At 62.8% G+C, this 23,343-nt stretch carries 27 protein-coding genes; 15 read left to right on the forward strand and 12 right to left on the reverse strand.

The annotated features are described in order from the left end of the window. Positions 1–157 precede the first annotated feature (157 nt). Both MU553_RS02835 and MU553_RS02840 read right to left on the reverse strand, forming a co-directional pair. On the reverse strand, positions 158–652 hold the full coding sequence (locus tag MU553_RS02835; RefSeq protein WP_247375223.1) for a hypothetical protein: 495 nt from the start codon (positions 650–652) through the stop codon (positions 158–160). Further along, positions 649–1,278, reverse strand: a complete 630-nt coding sequence (locus MU553_RS02840) for a DUF7344 domain-containing protein (RefSeq protein ID WP_428222010.1) — start codon at positions 1,276–1,278, stop codon at positions 649–651. The genes MU553_RS02835 and MU553_RS02840 overlap by 4 nt, the downstream gene beginning before the upstream one ends. A gap of 538 nt (positions 1,279–1,816) precedes the next feature. On the opposite strand from MU553_RS02840, the gene MU553_RS02845 reads away from it, so the two are divergent. From MU553_RS02845 to MU553_RS02855, 3 genes are all read left to right on the forward strand, one after another. Next, positions 1,817–2,401 carry a hypothetical protein gene (locus MU553_RS02845; protein ID WP_247375228.1) on the forward strand — a complete coding sequence of 195 codons (585 nt, stop codon included), beginning with the start codon at positions 1,817–1,819 and terminating at the stop codon, positions 2,399–2,401. Between the two features lie 200 nt (positions 2,402–2,601). Continuing rightward, positions 2,602–3,738, forward strand: coding sequence for a signal peptidase I (locus MU553_RS02850; RefSeq protein ID WP_247375232.1), 1,137 nt, complete (start codon positions 2,602–2,604; stop codon positions 3,736–3,738). A gap of 136 nt (positions 3,739–3,874) precedes the next feature. Next, a complete protein-coding gene (locus tag MU553_RS02855) occupies positions 3,875–5,032 on the forward strand; it encodes a DUF5305 domain-containing protein (protein ID WP_247375235.1) in 1,158 nt (385 codons plus the stop codon). A gap of 8 nt (positions 5,033–5,040) precedes the next feature. Here MU553_RS02855 and MU553_RS02860 read toward each other — a convergent pair whose 3' ends face one another. Further along, positions 5,041–5,376, reverse strand: a complete 336-nt coding sequence (locus MU553_RS02860; RefSeq protein WP_247375237.1) for a 2Fe-2S iron-sulfur cluster-binding protein — start codon at positions 5,374–5,376, stop codon at positions 5,041–5,043. Positions 5,377–5,564: 188 nt separating this feature from the next. On the opposite strand from MU553_RS02860, the gene MU553_RS02865 reads away from it, so the two are divergent. Further along, positions 5,565–6,977 carry a geranylgeranyl reductase family protein gene (locus tag MU553_RS02865; protein ID WP_247375240.1) on the forward strand — a complete coding sequence of 471 codons (1,413 nt, stop codon included), beginning with the start codon at positions 5,565–5,567 and terminating at the stop codon, positions 6,975–6,977. Positions 6,978–7,212: 235 nt separating this feature from the next. Continuing rightward, complete coding sequence (locus MU553_RS02870; RefSeq protein WP_247375243.1) at positions 7,213–7,758, forward strand: type IV pilin domain-containing protein; 546 nt, start codon at positions 7,213–7,215, stop codon at positions 7,756–7,758. A 75-nt stretch (positions 7,759–7,833) separates the two neighbouring features. Here MU553_RS02870 and MU553_RS02875 read toward each other — a convergent pair whose 3' ends face one another. Beyond that, positions 7,834–9,120 (reverse strand): amidohydrolase, encoded by a 1,287-nt coding sequence (locus MU553_RS02875; RefSeq protein WP_247375245.1) that lies wholly within the window; start codon positions 9,118–9,120, stop codon positions 7,834–7,836. Positions 9,121–9,166: 46 nt separating this feature from the next. Then, complete coding sequence (locus MU553_RS02880) at positions 9,167–9,490, reverse strand: uS10/mL48 family ribosomal protein (protein WP_247375248.1); 324 nt, start codon at positions 9,488–9,490, stop codon at positions 9,167–9,169. Between the two features lie 106 nt (positions 9,491–9,596). On the opposite strand from MU553_RS02880, the gene MU553_RS02885 reads away from it, so the two are divergent. Further along, complete coding sequence (locus MU553_RS02885; RefSeq protein ID WP_247375251.1) at positions 9,597–10,022, forward strand: bis(5'-nucleosyl)-tetraphosphatase; 426 nt, start codon at positions 9,597–9,599, stop codon at positions 10,020–10,022. 91 nt (positions 10,023–10,113) lie between these two features. Beyond that, complete coding sequence (locus MU553_RS02890) at positions 10,114–11,178, forward strand: DUF5787 family protein (RefSeq protein WP_247375253.1); 1,065 nt, start codon at positions 10,114–10,116, stop codon at positions 11,176–11,178. A gap of 6 nt (positions 11,179–11,184) precedes the next feature. Here the strand turns inward: MU553_RS02890 and MU553_RS02895 are convergent, their stop codons facing one another. Then, positions 11,185–11,667: a DUF5797 family protein gene (locus MU553_RS02895; RefSeq protein WP_247375257.1), complete on the reverse strand. Its 483-nt coding sequence runs from the start codon at positions 11,665–11,667 to the stop codon at positions 11,185–11,187. A 168-nt stretch (positions 11,668–11,835) separates the two neighbouring features. Here MU553_RS02895 and MU553_RS02900 point away from each other — a divergent pair, with 168 nt between their 5' ends. Then, the gene (locus tag MU553_RS02900) at positions 11,836–12,609 is read left to right on the forward strand and encodes an enoyl-CoA hydratase/isomerase family protein (RefSeq protein ID WP_247375272.1); all 774 of its coding nucleotides are present in this window, start codon (positions 11,836–11,838) and stop codon (positions 12,607–12,609) included. Between the two features lie 65 nt (positions 12,610–12,674). Here MU553_RS02900 and MU553_RS02905 read toward each other — a convergent pair whose 3' ends face one another. The 4 genes from MU553_RS02905 to MU553_RS02920 form a co-directional block, all read right to left on the reverse strand. Further along, positions 12,675–13,166: a Mut7-C RNAse domain-containing protein gene (locus MU553_RS02905; protein WP_247375276.1), complete on the reverse strand. Its 492-nt coding sequence runs from the start codon at positions 13,164–13,166 to the stop codon at positions 12,675–12,677. Then, the gene (gene polX / locus MU553_RS02910; RefSeq protein ID WP_247375279.1) at positions 13,166–14,905 is read right to left on the reverse strand and encodes a DNA polymerase/3'-5' exonuclease PolX; all 1,740 of its coding nucleotides are present in this window, start codon (positions 14,903–14,905) and stop codon (positions 13,166–13,168) included. Before polX ends, MU553_RS02905 begins: the two co-directional genes overlap by 1 nt. 64 nt (positions 14,906–14,969) lie before the next feature. Further along, positions 14,970–15,419: a DUF5788 family protein gene (locus MU553_RS02915; RefSeq protein WP_247375281.1), complete on the reverse strand. Its 450-nt coding sequence runs from the start codon at positions 15,417–15,419 to the stop codon at positions 14,970–14,972. A gap of 376 nt (positions 15,420–15,795) precedes the next feature. Then, complete coding sequence (locus MU553_RS02920; protein ID WP_247375285.1) at positions 15,796–16,203, reverse strand: hypothetical protein; 408 nt, start codon at positions 16,201–16,203, stop codon at positions 15,796–15,798. 835 nt (positions 16,204–17,038) lie between these two features. On the opposite strand from MU553_RS02920, the gene MU553_RS02925 reads away from it, so the two are divergent. From MU553_RS02925 to MU553_RS02935, 3 genes are all read left to right on the forward strand, one after another. Further along, the gene (locus MU553_RS02925; protein WP_247375304.1) at positions 17,039–17,986 is read left to right on the forward strand and encodes a rhomboid family intramembrane serine protease; all 948 of its coding nucleotides are present in this window, start codon (positions 17,039–17,041) and stop codon (positions 17,984–17,986) included. Continuing rightward, positions 17,986–18,786 (forward strand): endonuclease V, encoded by an 801-nt coding sequence (locus tag MU553_RS02930; RefSeq protein WP_247375309.1) that lies wholly within the window; start codon positions 17,986–17,988, stop codon positions 18,784–18,786. The genes MU553_RS02925 and MU553_RS02930 overlap by 1 nt, the downstream gene beginning before the upstream one ends. A 100-nt stretch (positions 18,787–18,886) precedes the next feature. Then, on the forward strand, positions 18,887–19,123 hold the full coding sequence (locus MU553_RS02935) for a hypothetical protein (RefSeq protein ID WP_247375313.1): 237 nt from the start codon (positions 18,887–18,889) through the stop codon (positions 19,121–19,123). An 80-nt stretch (positions 19,124–19,203) separates the two neighbouring features. Here MU553_RS02935 and MU553_RS02940 read toward each other — a convergent pair whose 3' ends face one another. Beyond that, positions 19,204–19,437: a HalOD1 output domain-containing protein gene (locus tag MU553_RS02940; RefSeq protein WP_247375317.1), complete on the reverse strand. Its 234-nt coding sequence runs from the start codon at positions 19,435–19,437 to the stop codon at positions 19,204–19,206. 77 nt (positions 19,438–19,514) lie between these two features. Then, positions 19,515–19,823 (reverse strand): DUF7344 domain-containing protein, encoded by a 309-nt coding sequence (locus MU553_RS02945; protein ID WP_247375320.1) that lies wholly within the window; start codon positions 19,821–19,823, stop codon positions 19,515–19,517. 282 nt (positions 19,824–20,105) lie between these two features. On the opposite strand from MU553_RS02945, the gene MU553_RS02950 reads away from it, so the two are divergent. The 4 genes from MU553_RS02950 to MU553_RS02965 all read left to right on the forward strand — a co-directional run bounded on the left by MU553_RS02950 (position 20,106) and on the right by MU553_RS02965 (position 23,340). Continuing rightward, complete coding sequence (locus MU553_RS02950) at positions 20,106–20,933, forward strand: SDR family oxidoreductase (protein ID WP_247375323.1); 828 nt, start codon at positions 20,106–20,108, stop codon at positions 20,931–20,933. Continuing rightward, complete coding sequence (locus MU553_RS02955) at positions 20,934–22,259, forward strand: glycerate kinase type-2 family protein (protein WP_247375326.1); 1,326 nt, start codon at positions 20,934–20,936, stop codon at positions 22,257–22,259. A gap of 356 nt (positions 22,260–22,615) precedes the next feature. After that, positions 22,616–23,062 carry a carboxymuconolactone decarboxylase family protein gene (locus MU553_RS02960; protein ID WP_247375329.1) on the forward strand — a complete coding sequence of 149 codons (447 nt, stop codon included), beginning with the start codon at positions 22,616–22,618 and terminating at the stop codon, positions 23,060–23,062. A gap of 86 nt (positions 23,063–23,148) precedes the next feature. Beyond that, positions 23,149–23,340, forward strand: coding sequence for a hypothetical protein (locus MU553_RS02965; RefSeq protein ID WP_247375332.1), 192 nt, complete (start codon positions 23,149–23,151; stop codon positions 23,338–23,340). Positions 23,341–23,343 lie beyond the last annotated feature (3 nt).

A 23,343-nucleotide genomic window follows, 5' to 3' on the forward strand; every position in this document is an offset into this window, starting at 1 on the left:
TAAATGCCGATTTGAATTTTCACCAGGGTTCCAGACGCACCCACCGGCCGAGTATGGATACAACTAGTTGTCGTTAGTAGTACCACGTGGACAGCAGCGACTAGTCGACCTACAAGCAGTTATCTTGCGTCTTCACGTGCATGTCTGTTGGATAATATCAGTTTTCGCTCGCGTTCGCAGGCGTCTGTTGCAGCGAACAGGTGACCGAGACGGATTTCGTCTTTTCGACTGTCGTCGAACCAGTGCTCGCTTTGATGTAAAGATCGACGGTCCCGTCACCGCTGGCGCTACAGACCACAGCAGCGGAAATCGTCGTTGAGGACCCAACTTCAAGACGGTTTGGAGTCTCTATCGAGCCTATAACGTGAGGCGTCCCGTGGGACGCGTCTGTTACCGTAAGGGAGGTGATGTCGCTCTCGAACTGGTTTTCGATGGTGAGAAGTCGGACGTCCGAGTGGGTCGTTTCCTCGCTCGTGGTGCCATAAGGGAGTTCCCGTCCGTGGGCTTCGAGTCCGAGAAACGCGCGTTCGTCTTCGACGACCGAGATATCGGTGCTGCGGTCGATGCTCGTGGCGCTGAACCCGCCTGTCCCCACTGTGAGCAGAGCGGCGGAGAGGATCAGCACGAAACTGAGGCGTTTGAGTCGGATCATGTGTCTCGGAGTTCTGGCGGTTTCTCGTTCGTCCCGAGTTGCATCGACGAATCACGATACACGTGTGCGATCGCGGACACCAACACGGTCGTCACGATGAACGCTGCCCAGGCGATATCTGACAACAGACTCAGCGGCCAGACTCCGACGGCGACGGCGGCGACTATCGTCGCATTGACCGCTGACAGTCCGAGGTAGTACTGACTCCACGGGATGTCACGTCCGGCGACCACCTCAAGATAAACGTCCAGTTCGTCGCCCTGGTCGGTCAGTTCGATGACGCCCGCGCGAGAGTCGTATTCTATGATCCCGCGCTCAGCCATCTTCGGCAGGTGATGTGACTGGAGCGACGTGTACACGCGCTTGCGTTCGTTTGCGCTTATTTCCTCGACGGTCGTTCCGTTCTCCCAGGCAGCGATGTGTTCTGACAGGTCGCCTAGCTGCACGCGCGGACCACTCTGTTTTAGATGGTGGAGCGTGTACCGACGGCGCCTGTTACTCAACAGCTCGAACGCCTCGTCCGTCGAAACGACTTCGCCCGCCGTACGAGCGCCCTCGGCTTGTAACGTCGGTTCACCCTCTGTCCCTGTTTTTTCCAGTACTGCGTCACTCACGGTTACCCCCATTTCTAGCTCCTGCACGACCGATGAGTCGGTCGGAACCTCCCCTCTGAGACGATGGGGCCAGCAGTGGCTACATAGCCAGCTGTTATCGGAGCCCCATCACTACCCTTGGATGCCACCTACTATCGTTCGCGACTAGTTAGTAATCCAACAGCATTGATATACCCTTCGATAGTTTGACCTGAAAAAGAGGTTTGAGGGGATTCATACGGCTTAGATGCGCGAATTCAGGAAAATAATCAAGTCCCTAATTGATTTCAGATATAGAGGCGGTCGTTTTTCGGCCGGTGATACGATACTACTGCTTAGTTTCTCCTGGAAGTCGAGTTATTCCCCACCTATAGCAGTGTAATTGGATGTTATGGTGTCCTCTGGCCGGTTTTGCAGAGGCGATAGCTGTGCCAGAACACAGATAGGCCACCATAGAAGAGCTTCCGCCACGTTTTGAACGGTGTTCAATCGTGTTAATACAATCACCATCCCGGTCGGATAGCATGGTGAGCGCAGCCCGCCTTGGGGGTGGGTGCGTGAGAGTACGACTATGGAACGACGCAAATTCCTAATTGGCGCAGGATCGCTCGCTGCCGGTTCGGCAGCTGCAGTAGGGACAGGTGCGTGGGGGAGCGTTGAAGCAACCCGATCTGTTCAAGTTAATGTTGCTGGCGACAAGTCAGCGTACCTCGGCCTCGAGGGTACCTCTCCGTACGCCCAAGTCAACGGTAAACAGCTTCAACTGAAATTCGCTAACAATGATAACGGTGGTGAGGGCGTGAACGCAGATGCTGTGACCACTTTTAACGGAGTGTTCAGAATGACAAATAACGGTCCGAACGACATTGACATTACCATCGATAAGACCGGACTGAACAATCCCAACAGATGGGAATTTGTTCCAAAAGAGGTGTACGAAGAATACAGTGGTAATTATCCCGAAGACAGTTTCTACCCCAGTTGGGATGACTTCGGGGGATACGATAGTACCAACGCAAGTGGAGGGGGTCTTGAGTCGGGTAAATCAACACTTGTGGGTGTTATGATTGATACTCGCGACAAGGCTCACTTGCCCGGTGGAGAAATCACATTCGCCGTCACAGATGAGGACAACCCTCTTGGGAGCGAGAGCTAGTCTATTAATCAATTGAGACTCACTCGGTGGTAACGTTTTGTTAAGCTTTTTCTTTTGAAGTCAGCCTGCGCAAGGTAGCGAGAAGACTCCTTAGCATCGAAAGCATCTCGTCGCCTGTAATAGAGATGAGCGAAAAATTTCTTGACGAGTTATCTTATCAACCGTAAGTGGTTTTTGAGCGCTGATTGAATTATGTGATCATGGTACGGGAGGTGGTGGGGGCCACACTGAAGCTGTGCATAGTTGTATTCGTAGCTGCATTACTCGTCGGCCAGATACTTGGCCAGCCGGTACTGCTTAGCTTTGTGAAGACCGAAAGCATGGAGCCAACACTAAATCCGGGAGATGGCTTCATTGCGATACCCTCAGCGATTGTAGGCGACATTGAGAAAGGTGATGTTGTCGTCTTTCAGGCCGAAGAACTCCACGATGGCGGGCTCACAACCCATCGAGTTGTCAGGGAGACTAAAGAGGGATATATTACTAAGGGTGATGGCAACCCGTTCACGGATCAAGACAACGAAGAGCCACCCGTTAAAAATGCACAAGTTGTGGCAGTTGTCTGGCAGTCGGGTGGAAGAGTGGTTTCAATCCCACATCTTGGAACACTCATCACCAGTTCACAAACAGTACTGGAAACAGTTCAGAGAGAACTGGCCGCAGCTTTAGGAACCAGATCACTGCTCGGAACCCAGGGACTCGCATATATCTTGCTCGGAATATCGGTCGTCGCTTACTTACTAGATCTGTGGCTCGGTGGAAGTGAGGAGCGGCCGCGAGAAAGACAACGGTCCAGAAATTCGGGAACAAGTGTGCAGCTCCTTATTGCAGTGTTCGCAGCTTTGATCGTGATTTCAGCGACGGCTGCGATGGTCATTCCCGCTGGACAAGAGAAATTCGGCATCGTAAGTGCCGAATCAGACTCGCCAGGACCGAGTGTCATCAAACAGGGGACGAACGAAACTGTCGGTTACCAAGTATCGAACTCGGGACTGATTCCAGTAATGGTATTCTTCGAATCAGCAACCGACGGAGTCACCGTGGAACCAACAGAGCTCAAACTTTCGCCGCAGACGACTGTCAATGCTTCAGTGACCCTTTCGACACCACCGGAGACGGGCTACTACCGGGAGTTCCTCGTCCAGCACCGTTATCTCGCTATCCTTCCAGCGCCAACCATCCGGACATTGTACGGGATTCATCCGTGGCTTCCGATCCTCGTTATCGATGGAATTCTTGGGGGAGGCTTCTACCTTGGCGGAATCGCCGTTCTCGGAACCGGTCGTCTTCGATCTCGGGCACGCACTGACTCACCAACGAGAGACCTTCTTGACTAAGCATCAGGAACGATGAGGGAACAAAATAAGTTAACAATATGAACATTCATATACAGCATGAACAATGGGCAGGTGGGGGAGACGAATACGGGCAGTCCTTGACTCGCAGTTCGCGACCATCGCGATCATCTTGTTTATGGTCGCGACCGTCGGGGCAGAGATAACCTACACGGCATACGGTGAACAGGGGACGGAAATTAACCAGAAACCAGGGTCGGAAGCCACTTACACTGGAGAATTTACGCACCAGGCAACAGTTAATCGGTCGAATCCAGTGTTCCCGCAGGGGGCGACGCTGTCTAATCGAAGTGTCTACTTCAGCAGACTCACGCCGACACTCAACGGGACGTTCAGCTACCGCTACACCGCATCGAGAGACGGGAACGTGACTGTCGACGGCACACTCACACTCATCATTGCATCCGTTGACTCCGAGTCCGAGGATACGACTGTTGAGTATTGGCGGGACACTCAACAACTAGATCAGGGGACCGCATCACTCGCACCGGGAGAGTCTCTCAACCTCACCTTCTCCGAGAACGTGACAGAGGTGGCGAACAGGTCTGAACAGTTTGATAAGATGGTCGGCGATACGCCTGGTACCATTGAGACGAAAGTCGTCGCCGATATTGAAACCGACGGCACAGTCAATGGAAAACAGATTGCCCGCGAACAGCAGTATACGCTCGGTATTTCACCGGACGGAGGGATCTATCGTATCGCGGACCCGGGAACTGTCACGAACACCACGCAACAGAAACGGACGGTCACGGTGACGAAAACACCAGGACCGCTCCGTCGTCTCGGTGGCCCGGCTCTGGCAGTCGTCGGCCTCAGTGGCCTGCTCGTTCTCGGAATTGGCCGGTTCCGGGGGATGTTAGAGTTGGACGAGCACGAACGGGCGTACCTTGATTACGAGAGCGCCCGTGCCGAGTTCGAGGACTGGATCACGCGTGCGCAGTTACCGGCGGATGCGCTCGACGGAACCGTGGTCCCCGTGGAGTCGCTCGAAGGACTCGTCGACATCGCCATCGACAGCAACCGTCGCGTCATCGAAGACGGTGACGGCGAGTACGTGGTCACCGTCGAAGACCTGGTGTACCGCTACAGCGCACCACCCGAACCGGGGTCGGCGTCGTGGTCATCGTACGAACGTCGAGGATATGAGCTTCGAACTGACGATTCCCGTGAAGCATGGGAAAAAAGGACCGATGAAGCAGAAAACGACGCAGACGGGCCCAACGACGTAACAAACACCACTCAAGAGGGTGCGACAGACGGAACAAAGAACTAAAGATCGCTTCAGTCGTCGGCCGCGGCGGCCTCGTCGGCGCTCGCTTCGGGGACGTCGTCCTCGATGCTCGGCGGGTACTTCCCGCGGTCGAGTTTCAGGTCGGACTGGGGTCGGGCCATGCAGGTGAGCGCGTACTCTTCCTTCTCTTGGTCGGTCAGCCCGTGTGCGGCCGGCTGCGTGACGTCACCTTCGACGATCTTCGCTGAGCACGCGAGACACATCCCCACGCGACAGGAGTACTCCTGCGCGATCCCCTCTTCGATGCATCGGCGCAGGATCGTCTCTGTGTCGGAGACGGTGATCGTCTCGCCCGTCCCCACAAACTCGACGGAGTAGTCGGTCATGGCGAGCGATATGACAGGCCCAAACAAAACTCTTTATTCCCGATTTGACCTATAAACTGCGACAGAATATCGACTGCGATCACCGGGTCCGTCGCCGTTCTTCCGTGAACAGCCGGCCGTAACGGGCACGCGTTCGGGGGCGACCAGGCAAATAAAGAGTTTTCTCCATGGGGTTACCAGAACTCGACATGGCTACACAGGAGACCGACGCTGGCACGCCGACTGCCGGCGGCGGGACCCGCACGTACGACGTCGTCGTCGTGGGCGCTGGGACCTCGGGGTGTTACGCCGCGGCCACCATCGCCAACGAGGGCCTCGACGTCGTCATCGTCGAACGGAAACCGGAAGCGGAGGCAGGGCACATCGCATGCGGCGACGCGCTGAAAGGTGCATCCAACTTCCCGAAAAGCATCCCGAAATCGCAGATCGAGCCGGCGTTCACGAACACGGACGTGGACCACGGTCGCTTCGAGATCCCGGCAGAGAACGCCGTCCTTGACATCCCAGTGCCGGGCGAACTCGCCGTCATCGACCGCTGGAAGTACGGTCGCCTCATCATCGAGGGCGCAGAGAAGGCCGGCACCGAGTTCCACTACGACACCGTCGTCAAGGACGTCACCCAGGACGAAACCGGTCGCGTCACCGGGATCGAGGCCGTCAGACAGGGCGAGCCGGTGACCTACGAAGCAGACGTCGTCATCGACGGGGCCGGGTCGCTGTCGCTGCTCCAGGACAAGGTCGACTTCGAAGACGCGACCTTCGACACGAACGTGAGCTACTCCCAGTTCTCCTCGGCGTACCGCGAAGTCGTCGAGGTCGACGAACCGGTCGAGTGGTCCGACGCGCTCGTGTTCAAGCCGACCCAGCGGTCGGCGGGGTATCTCTGGTACTTCCCGCGGACGCCCACGGAGATCAACGTCGGCCTGGGCTTCCAGATGAACGAAGAGCCGATGGAACTGGTCGAGGACCTCAAACGGGACATCCGGAACCGACCCGAGTTCAAGAACGCCACGGTCAAGGACAAACTCGGCGCGGCGCTGCCGACCCGACGGCCCTACGACTCGGCGGTCGCACCGGGCTACATCGCCGTCGGGGACGCCGCCGCACACGTCAACCCGACCACTGGCGGGGGCATCGCTGGCGCGGCCTACGCCGGGCAGTACGCCGCCGAAGAAGCGATCGACGCGCTCAGCGACGGCGCCGTGACCGAGGAAGCCGTCTGGGACTACAACACCCGCATCATGGATCACTTCGGCGGCCGCTACGCCGCGCTCGACGTCTACAACATCTTCACGACGGCCTACGAGCTCGACGATCTGATGGCGCTGATGTCCGCGATGCCGGCCGAGCAGATCTCCGAGGCGCTCTACTCGGGGTCGGCCGAGATCGGACCGTTCCTGAAACTGAAAACGGCGATCAAGAGCTTCGGTCACTGGAAGACCATCTACGACCTCTATCAGACGAAGCAACTCGCCGACGAGTTGCTCGACCACTACGGCGACTACCCGGACAGCCCCGCTGGATTCGAGACCTGGCAGTCGCAGCGGGATGACCTGATGGATCAGATCTACGAAACCACTGGTGCAGAGCCGAAGTACTGAAAATCCACCAGAGAACGCTCGGGTTCCTGTTTTCAGTATTAAAAGTTGCGCCCGTGTCGAGACGTGTAACGTGGATAAAGGGCCGGGATGACACTGCTCAAAACTTACCGACGTAGAGAGGCGTTATCGTAGTAGACATACGGCGGGGAACGCGGCTCCAGTGCTGCAATCGCAGCAACGCAGGTCGGGAGGGCGACGGGGGTCGCCGACCCGGTCGTACGTTGGGGGAAGGAAGATGGACATCACGAAACTCATCACAGACGATACAGCGGTGTCGCCAGTCGTTGGCGTCATCCTCATGGTTGCGATTACGGTGTTGCTCGCGGCGACGGCAGGGTCGTTTTTCCTGGGGCTGGCGGGCGACAACACGAGTACACCGAAGGCAGCGATCACGTTCGAGTACACTGCGGACACGGACGTGATCGGCGGCAACGAGGTACCGTATCACACGTTGAAAATAGAGCACAACGGCGGCGACACGGTGAACGCGGACACCATCGCGATCGCCGTGAGTGACGTCTCGACTCCGAAGCCAGCTGACGGGGGCGTCGGAGTTGTCGACCCGAGGGTGGGATGGAACGATCTCCAGCAGGGCTCCGTTTCCGACGTTTCCGCTGGGATGGCGGTGAACGTGTCCGCAAAGAGCCTCGACAGCGAGTACAGTAAGAGCCTCGACGACGAGGCCTTCTCGCTGAAGCACGCCTCGGCACAGGTCGTCTGGGAAGACCCGGACGACAGCAAATCCTTCACGTTGGCGGACTGGACGTCACCGACGGCCTGAGACTGGCTCGCAGTTCGCCGTCGATCGGGTCGGCGAGAAGAAGCTTGGTCGCCGCATTCAGCCAGTGATGCGTCGTCAGGGACGGTGCTCACCGACCTGCCGAATCGCGTCAGCGAGCACCGAGACACCGATCGGGAGCGACGCCTCGTCCACGTCGAACGTCGCCGTGTGGTGGCCGCCGGGGTGATCGGTCCCGACGCAGACGTAGGCGGCTTTCCCGCCCTGTTCCTGGACGTGGCGCATGAGGTAGGTCGCGTCCTCGCTCCCGCCGAGGTCGTCGTGGCGAAGCACGGACTCGACGCCGTCGGTGGTGCCAGCCACGGCCTCGACGAGATCGACCAGCGCTGCGTCGTTCGTCGCGCTCGGCGCTTCGCCTTTCGTCTCGATCTCGACCGAACAGTCGTGCATCTCGGCGGCGTTTCGGAGCACGCGGTCGGCTTTCTCGCGCATGTACTCCATCAGTGCCGTCGTCTCGCCGCGGACCTCGCCTTCGATGTAGGCGTCTTCGGGAACGATGTTCGCGGCCGTCCCGCCGCCGACGTCGCCGGCGTTCACGCGGGTCGCACCCGCCTCGTGGCGGGGGATCGCGTAGAGGTTCTGGACGGCAGCGGCCATGGCCTGGACGGCGTTGCGGCCCTGTGCCGGGTGGCCGCCGGCGTGGGACGGCTCGCCGGCGAACTCCGCACGGAAGTGACTCACGGCGAGGAACCCCTCGATTCCCGCGACGACCTCCCCAGTGGGGTGGTCGAGTCCGATGTGCACCGCGAGCAGGTAGTCCACGTCGTCTATGTGGCCACTTTCGGCCATCGGCGCGGCACCGCCGACGACCTCCTCGGCGGGCTGGAACAGGACTTTGAGTTGACCGGTGAATCCCCTTTCTTTGAGGGCTTCGATGACGCCGATCCCGATGGTCGCGTGGGCGTCGTGCCCGCACGCGTGCATCGCGCCGTCGTTTTCAGAGCGAAATCCTTCGGCTGCTGGCACGTGGTCGCCGGCGTCGGACTCGGCTCTGGGCAGGCCGTCGATGTCGACGCGAAGGGCGATCGTCGGCCCGCCCTCCGGGTCCTCACCGTCGAGGACGGCGATGGCGCCAGTTGTCCCCCCGGCCAGACGGTCGAGGAGGTCGTCGGATGCGCCGGCCTCACGGGCGTGGTCGATCCAGGCCTCGAGGTCGTCCGCGTCGGGCGTGCCCATACGGGCCTCGGCGTCCAGCACGTCGGGCCCGACGAACAGGTCGTCGACGCCGATGGCGTCGAGTTCTTCGACGATGCGCGCGGTGGTCCAGAACTCGCGCCAGGCGGGCTCCGGTCGGCGATGAAACTCGCGGCGCAGAGAGACGAGGCGCTCGGTCTCGGGAGTCATAGGAGAGGGAAGCGAGCGCAGGAAGGTAACGGTTCGCCCCGGAAGCTCAGTTCATCTGGCGCTGCTGTTCGATCTCGGCGGAGACGTGGACGCCGTCGGGGAACTCCCGGCCGGCGACCGAGCGGGCGAACTCGTCGTGGCCGACGATCTCGATGGTCCGAGTGTAGACGGTGTAGTTCCAGGAGTCGAACTGCGCGTGTTCGTCGACCAGTCCCTTGAGCTGCGGAACGTTCTTCTCGTCGGGCGGGTGCGGGTGTGGCCCTTTCAGTTCGACGCCCTTGCGCGCGGCGGACTCCTTGATCGTGTCGACCACGTCGTCGAGGCTGTGGCGATCGCCGCTTTTGAGCGTGAGCTTGGTGACGAACGGCATCTACCACGACCGAGAACGCCCGTCGGCAAAAAGGATTCTTTTGCCGACTACAGGCCCACGGTGGCCTCCGACATTCTCTTAAGTAACCCGCGAATAGATTGGGATAATGATAGAGGCCACGAGCGCGGGAGCCATCCTCTTTCGCGATACGCGTGGCCGACGCGAGTACCTCCTGCTCAAGAGCCGACCCGGCGATTGGGAGTTTCCCAAGGGCGGCGTCGAGGGCGACGAGGAACTGCAGCAGACCGCCATCCGCGAAGTGAAAGAGGAGGCCGGAATCAGCGATTTCCGGCTCATTGACGGCTTCCGTGAAGACTACGACTACGTGTTCGAAGCCAACGGGAACACGATCCACAAGACAGTCCACCTGTTCATCGCCAAGTCGTTCGAAGCGAGCGCGGAACTCTCGAACGAACACCGCGACATGCAGTGGCGCGACTACGAACAAGCCATCAACACGGTCACGCAGGACGGCCCGCGCGCCATCCTGGAGCGAGCCCACGAGTTCATCGACGAGGAGACCGAGTTCTAGCCGCTCGGACCGTCGACTCGTGGCGTGACCGCCCGCGGTCGCTAGCGACCGCGCCGGAAAACGTTACAACCCGGGCACTCCAGATCCACACGTGACTCGATCGTCCCCGGCGGAAAGCGAGTTCACCTTCGAGTTGCAGGTCTGCCAGTGGGCAGAGCGCGAGTGGCCACCGGCGGACTCGCTCGACGCGGACACCACCGCGATCGTGGCCCGCCAACTCGGCGTCAAGCGCCGTCGCTGGGACACCATCGTCATCGAAGCCGACCGTGACGCGCTTCGGCAGCGCGCCAACTTCGGCGCCGACGCACTGGATTCGGACCTTCTCGACGTCGTCCGGTACGCGCCCGCCGACTGGGAGTGGTACCGCGACGCGCTCCCGTATCCCGGGTACCCGTGGCGATACGTTCGAGAAGCGGTCCACCGGGCGAGCGACCGCGGCATCGTCGAGACGCGGCGCGGCGCTAACGGCCGGATCGAACTCCGCCGGAACTGGCGCTACCCGGACTGGGTCGAACGGATCGTCGCTATCGAGAACAAACCGGACCTGGACGCCAGCGCGGCACGGAACCTCGCGCCGCAACTCGAACGCGACGTGGCGCTCGCGCTCGCCGACGAAGTGTGGGTCGCCACCACTGCCACTGGCTCGACCGTCGAACCGGCACTGCTGGAGGACATCCCCGTCGAGGCTGGCATCCTGACCGTCGACGCAGAGCGGTCGACGGCCGAGGTCGCGTGGAATCCACGGACGCTCACCGTCGAGGACCCCGGGACGCGCATCACCGAGCGGCCGTCCGGCGGCGACCACGACGCCTCCGCGGCCCGCTTCGAGTACGCAGACCCGGAGTGGAAAACCGACAAGCGACTCGAAATCGCCGAGCGAGCCTACGAGCGCGGGTGGCGCGCCTACGCCGACACCATGCGACCGGACTGCCGTCACTTCGAGCTCGCGACGGCGGACGGTGACGTGCTCCCGTGGTGCGGTGCGAAAGGCTGTCATCCGACTGCGGCCGAGTGTTCCGGGTCCTGTTCCGCGTGGGAACCCGAGCCGCCGACCTGGCGACAGCGCGGCTGGCCGATCGAGGGCGGGCCGGGAAAAGCGATCAAACGATTGCTCGACCGACAGCGCCACCGCGAGCGACCTGGCCTGGAGAAGTAGCGTAACTCAGTCGAGTTCCTCGACGGCGAGCTCGTCGCGCGACACGGCGAGACGGAACGTCGGGACGGTGCGCTGGACGCGCTCGCAGAGACCCTTGTCGGAGAGGCTCCGGAGACCGGATCGAACGTCGTCCACGTCGGGATCGAGACCGGCCTCCTGCAGCGAGTGGAGGACGGAAACGACGCTTTCTGGGTCGTCGTCCGGCCCGGCGATCGCGTCGAGGATCGCCGCCTGGAGTTCCGGCAGGCGGACGATGCGCTTGCCCTCCTCGGTTTCTGTCTCCGCGCCGACGAGCGCGGCAGCCTCCTCCGTGGCGCAGATGAGGCTGTTCTCGTTGCGGTAGTAGTACTCCTTGAGTTCCGATTCAAGGTACTGGTGGACCTCGCTCCCGCTGTCGAGTTCCCACCGGTCCTGTAGCTCCGCGTTTTTCGTCGGCTGGAGAGCGACGATGTCCTCGAGCCGCTCACGGGCCTCATCCGAGAGGGTCATCGGTCCGGGGTACAACAAGCACGTATTTCGGTGTTCTGAATCTCACCAGGGGTGACAGTCGGCCCCGCGGTCACGTCAGGGGAACACCGACAGAGACGACCGGGACCTCCCATGAGGGTACCGACACCCAGGCCAGCGTTTATCCCCTCGCTCGTCGCAGTCACCGACATGGACTGGGACACAGTCTCCTTCGATCACGACGCGGGTATCACCACGATCACCGTCGACCGTCCGGACCGGCTGAACGCCCTGAATCGGGAGACACTCGTGGCACTCGACGAGGCACTCGACGAAGCCGCCGAGCGGGACACGCGTGTGCTCGTCGTAACGGGAGCCGGTGACGACGCGTTCGTCGCCGGGGCAGACATCGAACACATGCAGGACCTCACCGTACCCGAGGCCCAGGAGTACGCCCGGCTCGGGCACGAGGTGATGGACCGCGTCGAGACGTTCCCCGCGCCGGTCATCGCGGCGGTCAACGGCTACGCGTTCGGCGGCGGCTGTGAACTCGCGCTGGCGGCCGACCTCCGGGTCGCGAGCGAACGGGCGGTCATCGGCCAGACGGAGGTCGACCTGGGCATCGTCCCCGGCTGGGGCGGCACCCAGCGACTCGCCCGCCTGGTCGGCGACGAACTCGCGCGCCGGCTCATCTTCTTCGCCGAGCGAATCGACGCGCAGGACGCCGACCAGTACGGGCTCGTCGGCGACGTGGTCGCCCACGACCAACTGGACGCGTTCGTCCAGGAGATGGCCGAAGACCTCGCCGAGAAACCCGCCTTCGCCCTCCAGGCCGCGAAGGAAGCGCTCAACCAGACCCAGCGGATGAACCTCGATGACGGGCTCCAGTACGAACAGCGCCTGTGGAGCGGTCTCTTCGGCACTCACGACCAGCGAGAGGGGATGGCAGCGTTCGTCGAGGACCGCGAACCGGAGTTCGAGTAACACACGCTGGACGGCCCGTGAGTCACAGAACGCGTCGGGAGCGTCGGTGGTGACGACCGGGGAATTTACAACGTCCTGAGGGTCTCTCCGACGTCGTCCCAGTGACTGCCTTTCCAGAAGTACTGCCCGCAGTCGACGCAGCGCCAGACGGCGGTCTCCGAGGTGTCTGGCGCGTACCCCGGCGTCGCCTCCGAATCGTCGACGCGTTCGACGATCCCGTTACACTGACCACAGCGCGCCGGCCGGTCAGCGAGTGCCAGACGGTACCCGGCGTCGCTGAGTTCGCGCAACTGATCGTCGACGTCGCGCGCCGTCAGCAGCACTGAGTCGCTGGTCCTGTTCGCCAGTCCCCGGTCGCGAGTCACCAGCGTGCGCCCCTCACTTCGGGCCATCGCCAGCAAGCGGTCGTCTGCCTCTTCGTCCCGATCCAGCGCGTACGCGGCGTCGTACCCGCACATCCGCAGATACCGCGCCAGTTTCCCGAGCATCACGTCGAGTAAGAGTCGGTCGGTCGCTCGGACCGGCGTGTCGGCCTCGTCCGTCTGCTCGTGGCCCATCACGAATCGAGGAAGTCGCGGAGTTCGGCCGTTTCGCTCGCGTTGAGTACGTCGTCAGCTGCTGCCCAGCCACGTCGAGCAGTGTGGACCCCATACCTGACGTACGAGAGCGTGCCCGGCTGGTGGGCGTCGGTGTCGACGGCGATCGTCGCACCCGCTTCGAGGGCGACTTTGACGGCGCCGCCGTCGAGGTCCAGTCGCCGCGGATCGCTGTTGATTTCCAGTGCGACGCCGTGGTCTGCTGCAGCCTCGGCGACCCGCTGGACGTCGACGTCGATCCCGCTCCGCTGGTTCAGCAGCCGTCCCGTCGGATGCCCGATGACGTCCACCTCGGGGTGTTCGATCGCGGTCACCAGTCGGTCCGTGCCGTCGCCGTCCAGACTGACGTGGGGCGACGCGACGACCACGTCGAGCGCTTCGAGCACGTCGTCGCCGACCGACACCGAGCCGTCCGCGCCGATGTTTGCCTCGACGCCCGCCAGCAGGTCGATCTCGACGTCCTCGTCCACGGCGCGGACCTCGTCGATCTGGTCGGACAGTTCCGCGTCCGAGAGGCCCACGCCGCCGACCATCCCGGGACCGGTGGCGTGGTCCGTCACGGCGAGGTAGTCGTACCCTCTCTCGACGGCGCCCGCGGCCATCTCCCGGATCGTGTTCTGGCCGTCCGACCACTCCGTGTGGGTGTGGAGGTCGCCGCGAACGTCGTCCTCCTCGACGAGGGCCGGCAGGTCGCCGGCGGCAGCGGCGTCGATCTCCCCGCGATCCTCGCGCATTTCGGGCGGAATCCACGGGAGGCCGACGGCGTCGTACATTCCTTCCTCGGTTTCGCCGGCGATGCGCTCACCCGCTCGCTGGTCGTCGTCCGCGTCGACCTCGCTCACGTCAAACACCCCGTACTCGTTGACCTTCAGATCGCGGTCGATAGCGCGGTTGCGCAACGTGACGTTGTGATCCTTGCTCCCGGTGAAATACTGGAGGGCGGCCCCGAACTCCTCGGGGACGACCACGCGGAGGTCGACCTGAAAGCCGTCGGCACGGAGGCTGGCTTTGCTCGTCCCGGCCTCGATGATCGTATCGGCCTGTGGCCAGTCCGTGAACGCGTCGATCACGGCCTCGGCGTCGTTCGTCCCGACCAGCACGTCCACGTCGCCGATGGTCGGCCGCCAGCGCCGGATCGAGCCGGCGAGTTCGACCTCCTCGGCCGCCGGCACGTCCGCCAGGTAGTCGCGGACACGGTCGCCGTACGGACGGGCTTCACCGAGCAGTTCCCGGTCGTGCGCCTGGCGGGCGAACGCGATGTTGTCGAGGATGTTCTGTTCGGTCTTGGGGCCGAATCCCTTGACCTCCTGAATCTCGCCCGCTCGTGCGGCCGTCTCGAGGTCTTCGAGCGTCTCGACGCCGAGCTCGTAGTAGAGCGTTCCGACGGTCTTGGGACCGACGCCCTCGACGCTGGTCAGGGCGCCCATGTCGACGGGGAGCTCCGCTCGGAGTTCTTCCAGTTCCTCGATCTCGCCGGTCTCGACGTACTCGACGACCTTCGAGGCGATGGCGTCGCCGACGCCCTCGACGTCCTTGACGGCGGCTTCGCCGTCCATAGCGAGGCCTTCGACGTCCGCAGGGGAGCCACGAATGTTCTCCGCTGCCCGCCGGTAGGCACGGGGTTTGTACTCGACGTCCTGGGCCTCGAGGAGGTCGGCGAACTCTTCGAGCAGGCCGGCGATCTCCTCGTTACGACTCATGGTACACCTGTGCTCGCCGTTCGGCGGTGGACATAGCGTGCAGTCATCTGTCTGGCTCTCGCTGTCAGCGACCCCGGCCGGTTCCGATGCCTTTCTCGCTGTCCTCGTTCCCGAGCGCCTTCTTGAGGAACTTCATCCAGCGCTTGCGGTCGGCGGCCTGCTGGGCCTGCTGTTCGCGCTCCAGGTCGGTCGGACCGAGATTGTTCAGCGCGTTCAGCGCGCGATCGATGCCGATGATCGCCGTCGCGACCTCCTCACCTTCCGCAAAGGTGATGTCGCCGTCCTCGATCCGCTGGCGGCGCTGCAGGCGCTCGCGTCGGAGGTTCTTCTTGGCCTGTTCGACGCGGTCGCGTTCGCCGGACGGCACGGTGTCGCGTCGCTTGATCTCGAAGACGAACTCCCGGAGGTCGATCTCCTCGCCCTGCACGTCGATGGACTCCGGGATGTCCGCGCCCACCGTCGCACCCTCCTTATCGATGCGCTCGATGAGCTGTTTGCGCTCGTACTCCTTCACACATCACCGTGAGCGTCCCAGGAGCAAAATTCCCTCGCTGTACCTTTTTCCGGCTCGGGTGTCCTCGGCCTCCGGCCTGCGGGCACCACTCGCCGCAAAAAGCTACGCTAAAAAGGCTGAACGCTCGGCTTCGCCACGCGTTCAGGGAATCGCGTTCACTGCGTCGCCGGCCATAGGCCGGCTTCCAGAGGGACCTTCGGTCCCTCGCTGTTCGCGCGAATGCTTGCCGCTTAATAGCTCACCTGCACTGACCGAGCGGGCAGCAGACCCGGTGCTCATTGTGCGTGCATACCGAGCAGTTCCCCCGGCCGGCTGTCCAGCGCTCCCGACGTCGACCGGGTTTAGGTAGCCGAAGTTATGATATTCAGCTGTTGAATTACCTTCCCTCGATTACCGGTTCCTTTGTCGATATTGACTCTAGCTTGTTTCGTTCTATAGTTACTACGAGCCGGAGCTTCAGATACGGATAGTCTGATTGGGGGAGTAACGCCCAACTCTCGAAGACGTATTTCCCATCTGGGAAACACGCCCCGTTCTCGGGCATATTGTAGATATCGTATTTGTTACTGACAGCATCGCCTGGCCCAAGGTTCGACGGTGTGGCAATAGAGTCAATCTTTATTCTTTCCCGGGTAGATTCCAGTTGCCAACAGCCATCAACCGGGGTTGATGGCGGAGTATTTGACCCCATCTCTGGATGATAGAGGAACAGTTGATCGGAAGACCCTGAGCTATCAGACAATGCCGACGAGAACGGAGGTGTCGGCCCAAACTCAAGCTCCACTGGGAAATCGGCTGAATTGCCCAATTTGAGTCTGATTCGAGCAGGGTGTGATTCGTCCGCTCGGTGAAGAAGGGCCGCACTCCAGTCGAATGAAAACTTGGAACGTGGAACCGGGGTCATTGTCGGTGTATTATGCGTCTCAGACACAGTACGGTTTGTGTTATTATTAGATTGATCCGGTCGTTGACAGCCCGAAAGACCCAGTCCTACCAGAGGAATTCCAATGAAAAATCTTCGTCGTGAAAGTGGAGGGGACATACTCCCTAAAGTATAACCGAGATATAAATTATTTCTGTCGACATTACAGGTGAGGGGACTCACTTTCAGTTACGCCGGCCAAAAGGACACGGGACGGACGTCAAGGGAGAAATCGGCGTCCGTTCCGGGTGTGACGAGCCGACCGATTCGCCCGCAGCCAGGTGATAGCCATCTCGCGGTTGATGAACCACGCCGGGTGTGATCGGACGCTCGCGGACCCCGTAGGCTAAGACCAATCATGACCACGAGGCCTGGGCCTCCGAACTTACTATACGAGATTGCTCTCTTGACAAACTGTACTGACCACCAGCATCCGCGCGAACGGAGCGGGACCGAAGGTCCCGCAGGCAGTCGAACGTAGTCCGACGACGCAGTGAGCGCGGTTCGCCGTCAGAGCGGAGCTCTGACGAGCCTACACTCGTTCCCTGCGGTCACTCGTGTAGACACCGAGCGCGGCCGCCGGCCGCGCTCGGCCTTTTTCGCCCACGTTTTTGCGAGGAGCGGTGCGCGAAGCGCACCCGACGAGTAAAAAGGTGGTGGGGAAGACATTTCTGGGCCGGTCCCTTACCGCCTTCTAATGGCGAAGTGTGACGAGTGCGGCAAAACGGAAAACATGCCGTACCAGTGTCGACACTGCGGTGGGACGTTCTGTGGGGACCACCGGCTCCCGGAGAATCACAGCTGTCCGGGCCTCGATAACTGGAACGACCCCAAAGCTGTCTTCGACAGCGGCTTCGACGATTCGGTGAACAGCGGCGGTCGGACGAGCGGGTCGACGAGCGAACGTGTCGCCCGGAAACTCGGCATCGACACCGGCCCAGGGAGTTTCTTCGGCTACTTCCGGGGGAACATGAGCTACGTCTTCCTCGGCGTGATGTGGATCTTCTTCCTGCTGGAGATGGTCGTCCTCTACGTCCTGCAGGCGCCGGGCCTGTTCGGGTCGCTGTTCGTTCTCAGTCAGGAGAACATCCTGTACGTCTATCCGTGGTTTACCTCAGTGTTCTCGCACTCGCCGACCGGCCTGTTCCACATCGCCGGGAACAGCATCGTGCTGTACTTCTTCGGCCCCGTGCTGGAGCGCCAGATCGGCTCGAAGAAGTTCGCGGCGCTGTTCCTCGTCACCGGTGCCGCCGCCGGCGTCGCACAGGTGGCGACAGGGATGGCGCTCGGAACCGGCGGGGCGGGCGTCCTCGGCGCCAGCGGTGCCATCATGGGCATCCTCGGCGTGCTTACCATCCTGGCCCCGAACCTCAAGGTGTACCTCTGGTTCCTCCTGCCGGTGCCGCTGTGGGTGCTCACCTTCGGGTTCGCGGCGCTCGACCTGTTCGGCTTCCTCACGCCCACCTCGATCATGGGCGGCAACGTGGCTCACGCAGCCCACCTCTCGGGGCTCGTCATCGGCCTGGTGTACGGCCAGCGCGTCAAAGACAAGCTCCGCCGGCCGTCGCAGATCCAACTCGGCGCCGGTCGCGGCCCCGGCGGTCCCGGCGGCCCCGGTGGACCGGGCGGTCGCGGTCCCTTCTGATGGAGCCCGTCCACCCCGAGTTCGTCCCCGACGCCTCGCTCTCCCGCGAGGAGATGGAGGCGCTCCAGCGCGACATCGCCGAGCAGGCGGTCTTTACAGACGATCTCCCCGTCGATCCGGAGTCTGTGTGTCACACCCGCGACGCCGGCCAGCAGCGACTCGACGAGACCGAGTCGACCGGGAGCGACGAGCCGCCCACCGTCGTCGGCGTCGACCAGGCGTTTCTCGACGACGATCGCGCCGTCAGCGCCCTCGTCGCGATGCGAGGCGGCGAGGTCGTCGAACGCGTCCACGCCGTGGCACCGACGGAGATCCCTTACATTCCCGGGCTGCTCTCCTTTCGGGAGGGCGGCGCGATCCTCGCGGGTTTTCGCGAACTCACCGTCGAGCCGGACCTCGCCTTCTTCGACGGGAGCGGGCGCATCCACTTCCGCGAGGCCGGCCTCGCGACGCACGTCGGCGTCACGCTCGACCTCCCGAGCGTCGGCGTGGCGAAGAACCTGCTCTGTGGGACGCCGCGCGCACCCACGGACGGCCTGGTCGAAGGCGACCGCGTTCCGATCGAATCGAATCAAAAGGTGACGGCACCGGACGGGACTGTCATCGGCTACGCCGTCCAGACGCGCCAGTACGACTCGCCGAACCGGCACGTCAACCCCCTCATCGTGAGCGCCGGCCATCGCGTGAGCGCCGAGACGGCGGCCGACCTTGTGCTGGCCTGTTCAGCAGGCTACAAGCTCCCGGAGCCGACGCGGCTGGCCGACAAATACGCCGACGAGGCGAAAGCGACTGTGACGTAAGCAGGACTCGGCAGAGTGTCAGGCCACGTTGGGATTCGAGCGGCGACCAGTCTGCTGGAGCCAATCGGTTATACCTCGTCGCGTGGAAAGGCAAGGCGCGATGAGCGCAACAGTGTTCCTCAAAGATCCGCTCGGCGACGACAGAACCCAGATCGACTGCGAGGAGGTCAAGATCATCGGGGAGATCGTCTGGGCGACTCCCGAGAGCGGCGATCAGGAGACGGTCATCCCGCTCTCGAACGTCGCCGGCGTCGACGGCGAATCCGTCGATCAGGAGATCAAAGCGATCGAGTCACCGGGCGGACAGTTCACGGAACTCATCACGGACATCGCCTGAGAGTTCGCCGCCCGTGCTACACGGGGCAGGGCACACCGAACTTCGTGGAAACCGTCCGCCGTGATGGGCCAGGTCGGAAGTCAGGCGGTCTCGTCGACGGTGACCTGCCCGTCGGCGTACACAGTTACGGTGTACCCACAGTAAGGAAACGTGACGTGGCCGTCAGTCGTCGTGAACAGCGAGTCGAGCGCGTCCGGGTCGATGACGTCGAAGAGTCGGGGAGAGAGGGACGCCGGACCGATCCCTTCGCGCGCCGCAACCGAGCGAACGACCCTCGAACTGAGTGCCTCCCCCGAGTCCACGTCTCTCACCATTGTTGTGTGTCACAGAGTAGTCCACCACGGAGCTACTTAAATCTCACAACGGATGCAGCCGCTCGGTTCCGATCCGCTCAGGGCCATCCGAACGGCAGCTCGTCGGCGTTGTCGTCCAGCAGTTCGACCAGCGGTCGGATCTCCTCGTACTGTGGGCCCGTCGTGACCTCGTGATCGTCCCTGTCCCAGCGGATCAGACCCTCGTCCTCTAACTTCGGCAGGTGCGTGTGGTAGAGTTCGATCTGCTGGCGATCGATGGCGACCGGCGCGTTCTCGTCGTCGACCGGGAGCTGTAACTGCTCGTTTTGTGCGTTCTGCTCGAGAAGTTCCAGCAGTACGCGTCGCCGCTGCGAATCCGCCAAGATCCTGAAATACTCGTCTGGCATGGTTGTGACTAGGCGCTGGCGGTGTGCCACCTACAATCAACGATTTCCCACGTGAAACAATTAGTGTTGCGTGTCCAGTAACCGACTCGTTGCGATTTTCGCAGTCGCGCTTCGATTCGTCGCGGCCCGGACGTCCTCGGCGGGACCGAGGCAGTGTTCCACCGATGAGACCGCCCGTCCAAGCGCACGACCGTTGTGACCGCCACGACAGCGGAGTCGGTGTCGGTCCCGGTATCGAGTCAAACCGTCGGAACTTACGTTCCGGCGACCGACTGATTTGTTATGAGAGACAAGACGGTGTTGATTACGGGGTCGTCATCGGGGATCGGACGCGCGACGGCGGAAGCGTTTCTCGACGAGGACTGGACGGTGTACGCGACGGCTCGCGACACCGAGGACATCGAAGCCCTGGCTGACGCGGGCTGTGAGACCCAGGAACTCGACGTCACCGACGCCGACGACGTCGAAGCCGCCGTCGACCGCGTCGTCGAGGAAGAGAGTCGCATCGACTGTCTCGTCAACAACGCGGGCTACGGCCAGTTCGGCCCGCTGGAGGAGGTGCCCGTCGAGGACCTCCACGCACAGTTCGACGTGAACGTCTACGGGCCACATCGGCTGGCTCGCGCCGCACTCCCGCACATGCGCGAGCAGGGCGAGGGGACGATCGTCAACCTGTCGAGCGTCGCCGGCCGCGTCGCGACGCCGGGTATGGGCGCCTACTGCGGCTCGAAGTTCGCCCTGGAGGGGATGAGCGACGCGCTGCGCGCCGAGGTCGACACGCACGACGTCGACGTGGTACTGGTCGAACCTGGCCCGGTCTCGACGAACTTCGACGACCGCGCCAGCGACGAACTCGACGACGGCCCGGAACGCACGGGTGCGTACGACTCCCTCTACGAGTTCTACGAGGAACAGGAGACCTTCGGCGGGGCGTCGGCACTCGCGATCGACCCCGAGAAGGTCGCGAACGTCGTTCTCGAAGCGGCCTGCTCGCCCGACCCCGACCCGCGGTATCCGGTCGGTCGGGTCGCGAAGCTCACCCTGCTGGCTCGGTACGCCCCGGACCGCATCCGCGACGGGGTGTTCCGCCTGATGAACAAACTCGTGTAAATGATTCGCGACCGCGACGCGCTCGCTCGCACGGCCGCTCACGAGGTCGCACTCGACTGCGTCGAGACGGGCATCGCAGCCGCCCATCCCGAGCAAGTCGTCCGCGAGCGGGTCACCGTCGCCGACGGACGGCTACGGATCGGTGAGTCGGCGTACCCACTCGACGAATACGGCGACGTCGTGCTCGTCGGCGGTGGGAAAGCCGCGGCACACGTCGCTGCGGCGCTGGAAACCGCCCTCGGTGACCGGCTCACGGGGGGCGTCGTCGTGACGAACGACCCGGTCTCGACCGACGCGGTCGACGTCGTCGAGGCGAGTCACCCCGTACCGGACGAGCAGGGCGTCGAGGGAGCCAACGCAGTCCACGAGACGGCCGATCAGGCCGACGAAGACACCCTCTTGCTCGCCGTCTTCACGGGCGGCGGTAGCGCGCTCCTGCCCAGCCCCGCGGACGGGCTCACGCTGGCCGACCTCCGAGGCGTCACCGATCGACTGCTCCAAAGCGGGGCACCGATCGACGCGATCAACGCCGTCCGCAAGCACTGCTCGGCGCTGAAAGGCGGGCAACTCGCTCGGGCGGCCGCTCCCGCTCGCGTCGTCACGCTCCTCTTTTCCGACGTGGTCGGCGACGACCCGGCGGTCATCGCCAGCGGCCCGACGGCACCGGACCCGACGACCTTCGCGGACGCGCTGACGGTCCTGGAAGAGCACGGCGTCGACGCACCAGATTCGGTTCGGAACCACCTCGAAGCCGGGGCCGACGGCGCCCGACGAGACACTCCCACGGCCGACGACCCGCTTTTCGACCGGGCCAGCACGCACGTCCTCGCCAGCGGCTGGACCGCCCTCGAAGCGGCTCGGGAAACCGCCAGCGCGGCTGGCTACGAGCCGCTGGTACTCTCCTCGCGGGTCGAAGGTGAAGCTCGCGAAGTCGCACGGACCCACGCCGCCGTCGCGATCGAAATCGTCGAGACGGGGAACCCCGTCGACCCGCCCGCAGTCGTGCTCTCTGGCGGCGAAACGACGGTGACGGTCAGCGGTGACGGGCGCGGCGGCCCGAACTGCGAGTTCGCACTGAGCGCAGCCCGGACGCTTCCCGACGAGGCGGTGCTGGCAAGCGTCGACACCGACGGTGAAGACGGGAAAAGCGGCGCTGCCGGCGGCCTGGTCGACGGTGACACGGCTACTGACACGTCGCGGGCGACGGCGGCGCTGGCCGACAACGACGCTGGGAGTTATCTCGCCGAGCGCGACGCACTCGTTCGGACGGGACAGACGGGGACGAACGTCAACGATCTGCGGGTGCTAGTCGTTCGTGGCGACTAGCGACGGCCCCTGAGCGGTCCGGTGGCGTCATCGCCCGCGGCGGCGATTCAACGGACGGAACCAGTGAACCACGCCACACTATTGCTGATTTTCCACAATATCTAGCGATGGGTTCGTCGTGACGCCGGATTACCGGACGGTCGGGGTCGACCCGAGAGAGGGGCGGCCCGGGCGTCGAAAGGCATCGTAACCGCAATGTAATGCGGGTGCAAAAGACGCACCACATGACAGAGGACACGGGAGCGTCCGAAAGCGGGTTCCGAAAGAAGCGATACACCCCTCGCTCGTTCCTTCTCGGGACTGCTCAGTTCGTACAAAACATCCCACGACTAGTACGGGCGAAGCGGGCCGACAGAGTGAGCGATCAGTTCGCGGAGAAGATCATGCTGGCAGTCACGGCAGTCAACGAGTGTCAGTACTGCACCCGGTATCACTCGGAGTTAGCGCGCGAGACCGGGATGGACCAGGCGACGATCGACCGACTCCTCGAAAGCGACATCGACGCGGCGGTGGAGGACGGAGAGCGACCCGCACTGCTGTTCGCGCAGGCGTACGCCGAGGCCGACGAGGACCCCAGCCCGGAGGCCGTCGGGGAACTGCGCGAGGCGTACGGGCCCGCGAAAGCCAGCGACGTCCAGGCCTTCGTCCGCGCGATTTACTTCGGCAATCTCGTCGGGAACACCTACGACGCGGCCAGGTTCGCCGCACGACGGCGCGCACGAGACGGTCGCCGTTGCCTCCGGAACGCAGCAGCGAGCGTCGGGCAGGCCATAGAACGCGTACGGGAACGCTGTCCAGTCTGACGCGGACGGCGAGCCGAGTTCAGGGACCCTGTGACTGTCACGCGCCTGCCACGGACAGTTTTACAGTGCGAGCCACGACCAGACGCATGGACTTCGATCTCTCGACCGGCCTCCTGGCGCTCCACGTGTTCGTCGGTGCACTGTTCATCGGACTCGGCGTCCAGAACCTGCTCGCAGGCCGGCCGCTCGGCCTCGTGCTGCAAGGATTCATGGGAGTGCTGATCATCGGACTGGGCGTCGGTGCCTCGCGACTGGTCGGCAGCCCCGAGACGAACTGACGG

This window comes from Halorientalis brevis (assembly GCF_023077655.1).

Excerpts from the sequence above, each read along its gene's own strand:
- MU553_RS02835 (WP_247375223.1), bottom strand. The coding sequence starts at position 652 with ATGATCCGACTCAAACGCCTCAGTTTCGTGCTGATCCTCTCCGCCGCT.
- MU553_RS02840 (WP_428222010.1), bottom strand. The coding sequence starts at position 1,278 with ATGGGGGTAACCGTGAGTGACGCAGTACTGGAAAAAACAGGGACAGAG.
- MU553_RS02845 (WP_247375228.1), top strand. The coding sequence starts at position 1,817 with ATGGAACGACGCAAATTCCTAATTGGCGCAGGATCGCTCGCTGCCGGT.
- MU553_RS02850 (WP_247375232.1), top strand. The coding sequence starts at position 2,602 with ATGGTACGGGAGGTGGTGGGGGCCACACTGAAGCTGTGCATAGTTGTA.
- MU553_RS02855 (WP_247375235.1), top strand. The coding sequence starts at position 3,875 with ATGGTCGCGACCGTCGGGGCAGAGATAACCTACACGGCATACGGTGAA.
- MU553_RS02860 (WP_247375237.1), bottom strand. The coding sequence starts at position 5,376 with ATGACCGACTACTCCGTCGAGTTTGTGGGGACGGGCGAGACGATCACC.
- MU553_RS02865 (WP_247375240.1), top strand. The coding sequence starts at position 5,565 with ATGGCTACACAGGAGACCGACGCTGGCACGCCGACTGCCGGCGGCGGG.
- MU553_RS02870 (WP_247375243.1), top strand. The coding sequence starts at position 7,213 with ATGGACATCACGAAACTCATCACAGACGATACAGCGGTGTCGCCAGTC.
- MU553_RS02875 (WP_247375245.1), bottom strand. The coding sequence starts at position 9,120 with ATGACTCCCGAGACCGAGCGCCTCGTCTCTCTGCGCCGCGAGTTTCAT.
- MU553_RS02880 (WP_247375248.1), bottom strand. The coding sequence starts at position 9,490 with ATGCCGTTCGTCACCAAGCTCACGCTCAAAAGCGGCGATCGCCACAGC.
- MU553_RS02885 (WP_247375251.1), top strand. The coding sequence starts at position 9,597 with ATGATAGAGGCCACGAGCGCGGGAGCCATCCTCTTTCGCGATACGCGT.
- MU553_RS02895 (WP_247375257.1), bottom strand. The coding sequence starts at position 11,667 with ATGACCCTCTCGGATGAGGCCCGTGAGCGGCTCGAGGACATCGTCGCT.
- MU553_RS02900 (WP_247375272.1), top strand. The coding sequence starts at position 11,836 with ATGGACTGGGACACAGTCTCCTTCGATCACGACGCGGGTATCACCACG.
- MU553_RS02905 (WP_247375276.1), bottom strand. The coding sequence starts at position 13,166 with ATGGGCCACGAGCAGACGGACGAGGCCGACACGCCGGTCCGAGCGACC.
- polX (WP_247375279.1), bottom strand. The coding sequence starts at position 14,905 with ATGAGTCGTAACGAGGAGATCGCCGGCCTGCTCGAAGAGTTCGCCGAC.
- MU553_RS02925 (WP_247375304.1), top strand. The coding sequence starts at position 17,039 with ATGGCGAAGTGTGACGAGTGCGGCAAAACGGAAAACATGCCGTACCAG.
- MU553_RS02930 (WP_247375309.1), top strand. The coding sequence starts at position 17,986 with ATGGAGCCCGTCCACCCCGAGTTCGTCCCCGACGCCTCGCTCTCCCGC.
- MU553_RS02935 (WP_247375313.1), top strand. The coding sequence starts at position 18,887 with ATGAGCGCAACAGTGTTCCTCAAAGATCCGCTCGGCGACGACAGAACC.
- MU553_RS02940 (WP_247375317.1), bottom strand. The coding sequence starts at position 19,437 with ATGGTGAGAGACGTGGACTCGGGGGAGGCACTCAGTTCGAGGGTCGTT.
- MU553_RS02945 (WP_247375320.1), bottom strand. The coding sequence starts at position 19,823 with ATGCCAGACGAGTATTTCAGGATCTTGGCGGATTCGCAGCGGCGACGC.
- MU553_RS02950 (WP_247375323.1), top strand. The coding sequence starts at position 20,106 with ATGAGAGACAAGACGGTGTTGATTACGGGGTCGTCATCGGGGATCGGA.
- MU553_RS02955 (WP_247375326.1), top strand. The coding sequence starts at position 20,934 with ATGATTCGCGACCGCGACGCGCTCGCTCGCACGGCCGCTCACGAGGTC.
- MU553_RS02965 (WP_247375332.1), top strand. The coding sequence starts at position 23,149 with ATGGACTTCGATCTCTCGACCGGCCTCCTGGCGCTCCACGTGTTCGTC.